Annotated in this window: 4 protein-coding genes; 3 read left to right on the top strand and 1 reads right to left on the bottom strand. The window is 34.0% G+C overall.

Annotated features, from left to right (window positions below; all coding sequences use genetic code 11):
• Together BTO05_RS00435 and BTO05_RS00430 are read left to right on the top strand one after the other, a co-directional pair.
• Positions 1 to 571: T9SS type A sorting domain-containing protein (locus BTO05_RS00435; protein ID WP_198295241.1), on the top strand; the 571-nt coding region annotated here is incomplete at its 5' end.
• A 184-nt stretch (positions 572 to 755) separates the two neighbouring features.
• On the top strand, positions 756 to 6,932 hold the full coding sequence (locus tag BTO05_RS00430; protein WP_087490764.1) for a LamG-like jellyroll fold domain-containing protein: 6,177 nt from the start codon (positions 756 to 758) through the stop codon (positions 6,930 to 6,932).
• 54 nt (positions 6,933 to 6,986) lie between these two features.
• On the opposite strand, the gene hisS is transcribed toward BTO05_RS00430, so the two are convergent.
• On the bottom strand, positions 6,987 to 8,369 hold the full coding sequence (hisS, locus tag BTO05_RS00425) for a histidine--tRNA ligase (RefSeq protein WP_087490763.1): 1,383 nt from the start codon (positions 8,367 to 8,369) through the stop codon (positions 6,987 to 6,989).
• Positions 8,370 to 8,528: 159 nt separating this feature from the next.
• Here hisS and BTO05_RS00420 point away from each other — a divergent pair, with 159 nt between their 5' ends.
• Positions 8,529 to 9,773, top strand: a complete 1,245-nt coding sequence (locus tag BTO05_RS00420; protein ID WP_087490762.1) for an ABC transporter permease — start codon at positions 8,529 to 8,531, stop codon at positions 9,771 to 9,773.
• The last annotated feature ends 10 nt before the right edge of the window (positions 9,774 to 9,783 follow it).

The raw sequence follows: 9,783 nt of genomic DNA, 5'->3' as shown, positions 1-9,783 counted from the left end.
TAACGGAAATACATCTACACAAACTCAAGATGTTGTGATTGATGATAATATAAATCCAGTATGTATAACTCAGGATATAACTATTCAATTAGATATAACTGGTAATGCAACTATTACTGCTAATGATATTGATGATGGTTCTAGTGATAATTGTGGAGTGGCTTCAATATCTGTATCACCAGATACATTTACATCTTCAGATGTTGGGGATAACATTATAACATTTACTGTTACTGATATTAATGGAAATAGCTCAATCTGTAATGCTACTGTTACAGTTGAAGATAACACTTTAGATATAGATGATGATAAAATCGAAATATTTAGTGTCTCACCTAACCCTTTTAAAGACAATATTCAAATTAAAATACCGTCAAAGTTTAATGGAGACGCATTTAATATTTCAATTTATGATTTAAACGGCAGAAGAGTCTATAAGGAAATAAAAAGTGTCAATAATAACGAGATAAACCTCAACGGATTGAACAGGTTAGAAATAGCACCTTATATTATAAGAATAACAAACACGACTTCTAATAATGTATTTAGCTCAAAACTAATCAAATACTAGATTCTAAAATTTGCAAAAAATGGCAATACTAGAAATATTGCCATTTTTTAATAAAAATAAAACACTGATAATCAATTATTTAATTAAATAAAGTGTATTTCGTCGATTTTATTTGCATTTCATAGAATGCTAATCTATATTTGTAACCGAATATATAGTCCCAAACTATAAATTTAACCGCTTTATGAAAACAAATTACTTCATTGTGAAGGCTAATATATTGATATTTAGTCTTTTTTTATCGATTAACACCTATGCTCAGCATTGTACATCGAACGGTAGTACTTCCTATAGTACAGGTACGACATATGTCGGCTTTGGAAGTATAACAAACACAACTGGTAAACCTAGTGCTTACACAGATTACAATGCGCTATCTACTACTGTATCACAGGGTGGAACTGAAACACTAACTATCAGAGCAAACACTGATGGTAATTACACAGTACATACTTTTGTATGGATAGATTGGAATCAAAATAATGATTTTAATGACGTTGGAGAAAGTTTTGACTTAGGCGATGTTAGAAATGTTAGTGACGGTGCAACTTCTAATTCTCCGTTTATGGTTAGTGTTCCTATAGGTGCTACTATTGGAACAACTAGAATGCGAGTTTCTACAAGATATAATACAAATCCAGGAAGTTGTGACACGGGTTTTGATGGTGAAGTTGAAGATTATAGAGTAAATGTGGTTGCGGGAACACCAACTTGTACCACAACAATAAATTCATTTCCTTATGATGAAAGCTTTGAAAGCGGATTAGGTGGTTGGACTCAAGATACTTCAGATGATAGAGATTGGACAAGACAATCTGGTGGCACTCCATCAAATGATACAGGTCCGAATGCAGCAAATAACGGTTCTTTTTACTTATTTACAGAAGGTAGTAATCCTAATTTTAATTCAGAATTTAATTTAATTAGCCCTTGTATTGATTTAACAGCTGAAACTGCTGCACAATTCTCTTTTTATTACCACATGTATGGTACAAACATGGGAGATTTGAATGTAGATGTAAGTACAGATAATGGTGTTACTTTTGGTGCGCCTGTTTGGACTCAGTCTGGCGAAGACCAAACAGCTCATACGGACCCATGGGTGCTAGTTGATATAGATTTAGCTGCCTACATTGGTCAAATTATAAAAATAAGATTTAATGGTATAACTGGTTCTGATTTCACAAGTGATATATCGATAGACTCGGTATCTATGGTAACCACTTTTACACCAGGCCCAAATATTAATGTTTATGATAGTGTGAGTAATAACATTAATGATGGTAGTACAAATAGTCCATCATTAGTAAACAGTACAGATTTTGGTAACCTTTTGATTTCTACACCAACAACTATTACTTACACAATACAAAATACAGGTACAACAGATTTAATAATAAGTTCAATAACTAGTAGTAACTCTGATTTTGTAGTTAGTGGTCCAGTATCAACAACTATTACTTCTGGATCTACTACTACTTTCGATGTAACTGCTACTACTACTAGTGCTTCGGTTACATCTGGTACTATAACAATAAATAGTAATAGTCCTTCTCCTGAAGACGCATATACTTTTGATGTACAAGCAACAGGAATAACTGCTTCATGTAGCTCCTCCACTATTACATTACCATACATCGAAAGCTTTGAAACAGGTACTAATGGATGGAATTCTGGTGGGTCAGATGCAAGTAGAGTAAATAATGCTGCCACATCTTATGACAATAGTTACAGTTTTATGATTCGTAGTAATTCTGGTACTGGTTCTGCAGTATGTTCACCAAATGTAGATTTAACCTCATATGACAAAGTAGATTTCAAGTTCTTCTTTTATGCTGAAGGTTTTGAACTTAACGAAACATTCACCTTTGAATATAGTGATGATGATGGTGCTAATTGGCAAGTAGTAAGAACTTTCACTGCAGGTAATACTTCTCCTTCAGAAAAATCTGGAGATTTTGAAATGGGTAGTACATCAACAAACTATTATGTAAGAAATATTGGCCTTTTAGCTACTAATTATACATTTTCTAGTAACTCTCGTTTTAGATTTCAATCTTCAGCTAGCGATACTACAGATAACATTTATATTGACAACATCAGTATTACAGGAATTACTTATTCAACACCAACTCTTGGTCCAGGTGGTATCACTGCCGACTTAAGTTTATGGCTACAAGCAGATAAATTAAATGGTACAACTGTAGGTACAGATGGTACCCCAGTTTCTCAATGGACTGATACAGGTATTGGAAATGACGCAGCTGTTGTAGAAACAGGGAATGAGCCAACATACAGAAACAGTACTGCAAGAAATATAAACTTTAATCCTGTAATCGATTTTACTAATGATAATAATACTGCTGGTGGTGATATGACTTATCTTGATGGCAGAGAAGTATTAGAAAGCTCAGCAGGCTTTAATAGTAACGATATTTTTATGGTCGTAATGCCAGATACACCTGTAAACACATCCACGATACCATTGGATACATTTACAAGTTTTGATGTTACTGCTAATAACACATATGTCGAGGATGTAACTGGTTTTGGTTTTGGTAATTACTCCGCACGCTTAACAGGAGAAGTCTTTGCATATGCTGTTGGTTCTACAAATACTGCACCACCTTATGTTGGTTTTGGGCGTGGAGTTACTGATACTTCAATTAACATGAATCAAATAAGTATTATTAACACAAGGCATAATACTTCAGATACTGGTATTGAAATTTACCAAAATGCTAACCAAATTGGTGATACAACAAATGATGCACCAGATTTTTCTATAGTAACTGAACAACGTTTCTGGTTAGGTAGAAGTCAATACTGGCAAGGAAGTTTTGATGGACGCATAGCAGAAGTTATTACATATACAGGTAGAAAGAATGATACAGATGCTACACAAGAAAGAAATAGAATTCAATCTTACTTAGCTATAAAATATGGGATTACTCTTGAGCCTACAATTACTGCTGGTGTTATAGAAGAAGGTAATCTTGATTATGTAGATAGTGATGGTTCCGTAATATGGGATGAGTCAGCAAATAATGGCTATAACTATGATATAGCTGGTATTGGTAGAGACGATGCTTCTGGGCTTGACCAAAGACAATCTAGTAGTATTAACTCTATTGTTGAAACATTTACAATTACACCAGATTTACCTGCTTCACCTTATAACGTAAACGTGGACACTCGAGGTATAGTTACAATGGGTCTATCTACAATTGAAACAACTAACTCAGAAAACAGAACAGTAAACCCAACTGGGTTTGCAACAGATAAGAACTTCATAGTTTGGGGTGATAATAACGCAGACTTAGATGCTACTCCCTCGACTATTGCTGTAGATATGAGTGCTAACATTTCTGGCCTTACCACAAATGTAGAATTTTTTGGTATGCAGCGTGTATGGAAAGTAGTTGAAACTGGAAATGTCGCTAGAGTTAAAGTTTCAATACCTGAAGATGCTATTCTTAACATTGATCCTCCTGGAAACTATTTAATGTTTATATCTGATACAGGCGTTTTTACACCAACAGCACAATATAGAGTTATGTCATCTGATGGTAGTGGAAATTTATTAGCAGACTACGATTTTCCTCCAAATAGTGAAAGATTTATAACTTTTGGATATGCTCCAGAAGAAATTGTAGAACGTTCTATAAATTTTGTTTCTGGTGCATCAAACTATATAGATGTTGAGGACAACTTAGACTTAGATAACGATGACGATGCAGACCCTACTAATACAGCTACAAGTCCATTTACTTTATCTACATGGATTAAAAGAGAAGCAGGGTCTACGAATACTTCAATTGTATCAAAAAGAGATATTTTATTTACTGAAGGTTATGATTTAAAAATTAACCTTTTAAACCGAGTGGAAATGTCATGGATAAATGGTATTCCAAGAACAATACAGTCTAGTGTTGCTATCCCTGAAAATGAGTGGCATCATATAGCTATAACACATGATGGTACAACAGCTAGATTATATATTGATGGCGTACTAGAAACCACAACAGCATTACCTCTTCCACTAGATACAACTAACTCTTTCTTAATTGGAGCTGCAGGAAGAGACGGAAGTACAACAGCTCATTTTGATGGAAACATTGATGAGGTTCGTGTATGGAATGCAGCCTTAACTCCAAATCAACTTAGATTTTTAATGAATCAAGAGCTAGAAGACAATGCAGGAACTATTGGTAAATACTTTGACAACAACAGTATATTACCGACAAAAAATGATGCTTCAGGTTTAGATTTTTCTAACTTGAGAGCCTATTTCCCTATGTCTCGTTATACATACACTAATACGAATGACGATTCTGGTAATGATTTGGTTGGTTATCTAAGACAGTTAAGAACTGTAGATTTCCAAACAGCTCCTCTACCGTATATATCAACTCAAAATGGAAATTGGACAGATGATACAACATGGACTAATGGTGCTATGCAAACCATACCAGGTGCACGTTCTTTAGCTGATAGTAATATATCTGTAGATTGGAATATTGTTGAAACGTCACATGACGTAACAATAGATAATACGACACTGTTTGATGATGACGTACCTAACGTTAACGATGTTGACGGAAACGATAATGAGGGTAACAGAACAGTTTTAGCTCATATATTAACTAGCGGTACTATTACTATTGACGGAGATAATACCTTAGAAACTGGTTTTGGTTATACCGTTACTCACTATTTAGAAATGAATGGCAAACTAGACCTTGAAGGTGAGTCTCAATTAATTCAAACAACTGATAGTGATTTAATTTTAGGCCCGTCTGGTGAACTTGAACGAGATCAACAAGGTACTTCTAACAAATACAGATACAATTATTGGGGATCACCTGTTGGAGCAACAAGTATTGCTCCAGCAAGTTTAAATCCAAATAGATACTCTTATTCAGTTACTGATATTTTTAGAGACGGAGCTTCAGCAGTAAACTTCACATCGACTGGTTATGATGGCGATGATACAACTCCTGTGACTGTTGCAGATTACTGGATTTGGAAATTTGCTAATAACACCGATGGAGATTATTCAGAGTGGGAACACATGCGACGTACTGGAACTATGGAACCTGGAGAAGGTTTTACTATGAAAGGCACTGATACTGTAGGCTCTGAGCAGAATTATACATTTTTAGGTAAACCAAATAATGCTGATATAAACCTAACTATTAGTCAATACAATGATTATTTAGTAGGAAACCCATATGCCTCTGCAATAGATGCTAGACAATTTATCATTGATAATGGTCCAACACTTTATTACGAAGATGATGTAACGCCTGAAGCAGATGCAACTACAAGTGGTACACTATACTTCTGGGAGCATTGGGGCGGAAATGACCACATACTTGCAAATTATCAAGCGGGTTACGGAACTTATAATTTATCTGGTAGTTTAGCTGCACCGTTTAGTTTAGTTGGTACAAACGACCCAGATGTTGGATCCGGTGGTACACCTACAAAAATTCCTGGAAGATATATACCTGTAGGACAAGGTTTCTTTGTTGTTGCTTCGAATGGTGGTACAATAAACTTCAACAATGGACAACGTGTCTTCAAAAAAGAGACAATATCCAATGGAATATTCTTCAGAAATAATACTGAAGCAGTAAACTCTAACGATATTACAGATAATGCTGACCCAAGACAGAAAATCAAACTAGGTTTTGACTCTGTAGGCAATCATCATAGACAATTGTTATTAACTATTGATGAAAATACGACTCCTGGTGTTGATTGGGGTTATGACGGTATAACATATGAATATTTAGATGATGACATGTTCTGGGGAATTAACAATGGTTTCTATGTGATTCAAGCATCAGATAATATGAATGATGATACAAGCTATCCATTAATAATTTACACATCAGAAGATGGAAATAATACCATTAAAATAGATGAACTTGTAAATATAGATAGCGAGCAAGAGATATATTTACACGATATAGAATTAGACTTTTACCATAATCTTAAAGAAGATGGTGATTATGAAATTTTCTTAAATGCTGGTTATTATGATGGTCGATTCGAAATCGTCTTTAGCAATGAAAATGCAAGTTTAGGTATAGATGACGATACTCTAAATGAAGAAAAGATAGATGTACGTTATGCAAATGCTAACGATAAAGTAATACTTATTAATCCTCATGGATTAGAGGTGAAAGACATTCAGATATATAATATTCTTGGACAGCACGTTGTCTCTATTGAAGATATTAAAACTGGAAATTTCACAGAATACAATGTTGGGAACTTAAGTTCTGGACCATATATCATTAAATTAAATACTGTAAGCGGTTCGGTATCTAAAAAAGTACTGGTAGATTAATCCTAAAAAAACTTAAACTCAACTAAAAACGCTCCGATGTTTCGGAGCGTTTTTTTATTTTAATCTTATTACTAAATCTTGTAGAGAAAAGTTTTCTTGTTCACCTGAGGACATATTTTTTAATGTAAAAGTTTTTGTCTTTAGCTCTTCTTCACCTACTAAAACCACAAACGGAATTTCGCGTTTATTTGCGTAATTCATTTGTTTTTTCATTTGCTTACCTGAAGTAATTGGGTCAGGATACAACTCTGCATTTACGCCTTCTTTTCGTAAAGCCGTAATAGCTTTTAGAGAAGAAAGTGCTTCTGCTTCTCCAAAGTTGATGAATATAGCCTTAGTGTTCTCTGTTACAGAATCAGGAAATAAATCCAATTCTTCTATAACTAAATAAATACGGTCTAGTCCAAAACTAATACCAACACCACTCATATTTTTTAAACCAAAAACACCTGTTAAATCGTCATAACGACCACCACCACCAATGGAGCCCATCTTTACACCTTCTGGTGCAGAGACTTCAAAAATAGCTCCTGTGTAATAATTAAGTCCACGAGCAAGTGTCACATCGAGTTGAAGTTTTGCTGTTTGCAACTCCAATTCTGAAATAGCTTTGTTTATAAATTCTAGTTCTTCAATTCCTTTTAATCCAACTTCAGATGTATTCAAAATCTGTTTTAAGCTTTCAATTTGAGAACCAAAATCACCAGTTAAACTAAACAGAGGCTGAAGTTTATCAATACCTTCTGGAGAAATACCTTTACTAAGCATTTCTTCTTTTACCTTCTCCTCTCCTATTTTATCAAGTTTATCTAATGCTACTGTAAAATCAATTAACTTATCTTGTGCTCCAATAACTTCGGCAATACCAGATAAGATTTTACGGTTGTTAATTTTTATAGTTGTTCCTTTAAGATTTAAAGCAGTAAACACACCATCATAGAGTTGAATAAACTCTACTTCTTGAAACAAAGATGTACTTCCAACAACATCGGCATCGCATTGATAAAACTCTCTAAAACGTCCTTTTTGTGGTCTATCTGCACGCCAAACCGGCTGAATCTGGTAACGCTTAAACGGAAAGTCAATCTCATTTTGATGCTGTACAACGTAGCGGGCAAAAGGTACAGTTAAATCATATCTTAATGCTTTCTCAGAGATTTTTGAAGTCAAAATTGATTCCGAACGTGATTGATAATCATCTTCAGAAATCTTTTTTAGATATTCACCAGAATTCAAAATCTTAAAAATAAGTCGATCACCTTCATCACCATATTTGCCCATTAATGTCTCTGAATTTTCAAAACTAGGCGTTTCTATAGGCTGAAAGCCATATACTTTGAACTGTTGCTTAATAGTTTCAGTAATATAACTACGTTTTGCAACAGTCTCAGAATTAAAATCTCTTGTGCCTTTTGGTATGCCAGGTTTTTGTGCCATGTTAATTTTCTAACTAAATTGAAATCGGTTTCGTTAATCTCAACTTTGTCACAAAAATATTATAAATTTTAGAGGCAAACCCAAGTAATTTCAAATTTGTAGTAACTTTATTGACTTAAAGTAGTCTTATAGCAAACCGACACTAACTTTAGACTTAAAATGAAAAGATCTCTTTTTAAAGAAAACATAAAAATTGCCCTTGGTTCTATAAAAGGACAATTATTACGAACCATACTTACTGTTGTTATTATTGGAATAGGTATAATGGCACTTGTTGGTATTTTAAGTGGTGTTTCTGCACTTGAAAACACCATTTCAAGTGACTTTTCGTCTATGGGTGCAAACACCTTCAACATTCAACGTTATGAGTTTAATACACAACGTCAAAGTAGTCGAGAACGTCAAAAAATAAATCCTGTAATCACTTATAGAAATGTAAAAGATTTTCAGGATAGCTATGATTTTCCGTTTACAAAAACATCGGTTTCATTTATAGGTACAATAGCTGCTGAAATTAAAACTGAATCTAAGAAAACCGACCCAGAAGTTAGAGTTTTGGGAGTAAATGAGCATTTTTTAGAAAATTCTGGTTTAGAAATTGAGGCTGGTCGTGGTTTTAATGTCTTTGATATTACAAATAATAACGCAGTATGTGTCGTAGGTAGTGATTTGGTTAAAGCTTTATTTAAAGATGTAAATCCTGTAGGACAAACTATAAGTGTCAGAGGTTCAAAATTTAAGGTTATTGGTCACTTAAAAGAAAAAGGAGCTACGTTTGGTAATAATCAAGATTTACGTGTCATACTACCTATAAACAAAGCACGCTCTATCTTTACTAATCCGTTTATAAATTATGCTTTAAGTATCAAAGTCGATAAAAAAGACATGCTTGAAGGTGCTCAAGACGATGCTATACTAGCTTTTAGAAATGTTAGAGGTCTTAACCCTGTTGAAAAAAACGATTTTGGTCTTGAAAGAAGTGAAGACTTGATTAATAGAATCAGTAATATATCTAGCTACCTTTATGTAGCGGCATGGATTATAAGCATTATTACAATATTTGGTTCCACAATTGCATTGATGAATATTATGCTAGTTTCTGTAAGTGAACGTACTCGAGAGATAGGCGTTAGAAAAGCACTTGGAGCAAAAAGTAAAACAATTGCAACTCAGTTTTTTATTGAAACTGTAGTTATTGGTCAACTTGGAGCATTACTAGGTATTTTGCTAGGCGTATTCATCGGTTGGCTATTAGCAAGTATATTTGAACTTAGCTTCTCAACGCCATGGTTTGCCATGTTTTGGGGTGTCACAATCGCATTTATAGTAGCTGTCGTTTCTGGTGTTTATCCAGCAACAAAAGCTGCAAAATTAGATCCTATTGAGAGTTTAAGGTATGAGTAGTTATTAGTTA

This window comes from Winogradskyella sp. PC-19 (genome assembly GCF_002163855.1).
In the GTDB taxonomy this organism is placed as follows: Bacteria; Bacteroidota; Bacteroidia; order Flavobacteriales; family Flavobacteriaceae; genus Winogradskyella.
This window is presented reverse-complemented; position numbering and strand designations above follow the sequence as displayed.

What these genes read in the sequence shown, in the direction of transcription:
- BTO05_RS00430 (WP_087490764.1), top strand. Translation starts at nt 756, where the DNA reads ATGAAAACAAATTACTTCATTGTGAAGGCTAATATATTGATATTTAGT.
- hisS (WP_087490763.1), bottom strand. Translation starts at nt 8,369, where the DNA reads ATGGCACAAAAACCTGGCATACCAAAAGGCACAAGAGATTTTAATTCT.
- BTO05_RS00420 (WP_087490762.1), top strand. Translation starts at nt 8,529, where the DNA reads ATGAAAAGATCTCTTTTTAAAGAAAACATAAAAATTGCCCTTGGTTCT.